Genomic DNA, 1,165 nt, shown 5'->3' with positions numbered 1-1,165 from the left:
TCATCGCAGACTGAAAATACTTGTCAGCGAGAGCTTTGGAATACACCACGAGACTTTCTTGAATATGCGAATTATGTTCCGCTCGATGCGGCTGTTAAGTTTCGAGAGATTGAGTATTCTATTCAGCTTGAGCGTATGAGCAGAGCAGAGTTCATCAACGCTTTTGACCTCTCATCTATAGACCTATTTCCTGAGGAAGCGGAAGCATTGCAACGCTTAAATGTTTTGGATGAAATTAGGAGCAGTCAGTAAATGAATATTGATGAAAAAAACAAAAAGTATCAAGCTGAGGAAGACATTGAGCTGCCCGAATGGGCAGGAAAGCTAGTGAAGTTTTCTTACTTAGGCTTTGGCTTATTTCTGTTAGTATCGTCGCTATTTCTTTTAGGCTGCTCATCTGCTGGAGCTTCTGATGGCTTGAATTGGCAAAGTGCTACTTCAGTTATCTCGGAGGAAAGAGCTAAAGAAATTATTGCTGAGAACTCAGCCGAGTCAGCCAATAGAGACTCAATTTTAGAAACGATGCGGGTCTTTCAGTCTGATGAAGGCTTGTTGTTTGTTGACTTCAATTCGCCAGAATTGACGGGGCGCTTAGGTAGCTTGCATGTCATTTATGACAGTGAAGACAACCTGATTTTTGGTCGTTATCTACCTTCCAGATTGCCTGAAGGAGTACCTACCCTTCAGCTTTCAGAACGTACTAGCGGCGGCTATCCTTGTCTGGTTATTAATAGCGATCCGACTGAAACAGAAATCACTCAATACACGCTTTGCTATCAGGGCGCAGATTGGGTTGTTGTCGATGAAGCAGCTGTTGGTTACTAATGTCTAGAGCTGATATCCATTTGCCTAGTGTTTTAGCCGATCTCACGAACGTTCAGCGTGAGCGACTACGGCAAGGTATTGATACCTTGACTCAGCAAGGCGTTAGCCCTGGTGATGCTTGGCAGGTCGTATCGACCCGGCAGCGGCAGGCTGACTTGCCAACCTACGCGCCAACGGCTGACGAGCAGGAAACCTTAAATCGGGCTGCGCAGCAGCTAACAGGTCAGCAGTCAGGTATAGAGCGATCGCCTGCAATAGAGCTGTCCCCTCAGCTTTCCAGTACAGCGGCAGCTAACAGCGATAGCTCAGGTGATAGCGGTATCGAGCAGGTAGAGGAAGA

Annotated in this window: 3 protein-coding genes; all 3 read left to right on the top strand. The window is 46.4% G+C overall.

The features are described 5' to 3' along the window. Positions 1-252 (top strand): hypothetical protein (locus QJQ48_RS28275; protein WP_346294503.1); only part of this gene is annotated, 252 nt, incomplete at its 5' end. Next, a complete protein-coding gene (locus QJQ48_RS28270; RefSeq protein WP_346294502.1) occupies positions 253-825 on the top strand; it encodes a hypothetical protein in 573 nt (190 codons plus the stop codon). Continuing rightward, positions 825-1,165 (top strand): hypothetical protein (locus QJQ48_RS28265; protein WP_346294501.1); only part of this gene is annotated, 341 nt, incomplete at its 3' end. The genes QJQ48_RS28270 and QJQ48_RS28265, both read left to right, overlap by 1 nt.

Source organism: Sphaerothrix gracilis Ecp01 (assembly GCF_030405905.1).
GTDB classification, from domain to species: domain Bacteria; phylum Cyanobacteriota; class Cyanobacteriia; order Phormidesmidales; family Phormidesmidaceae; genus Sphaerothrix; species Sphaerothrix gracilis.
The sequence above is the reverse complement of the archived record's forward strand: the minus strand, read 5'-3'. Positions and strand labels throughout refer to the sequence as shown.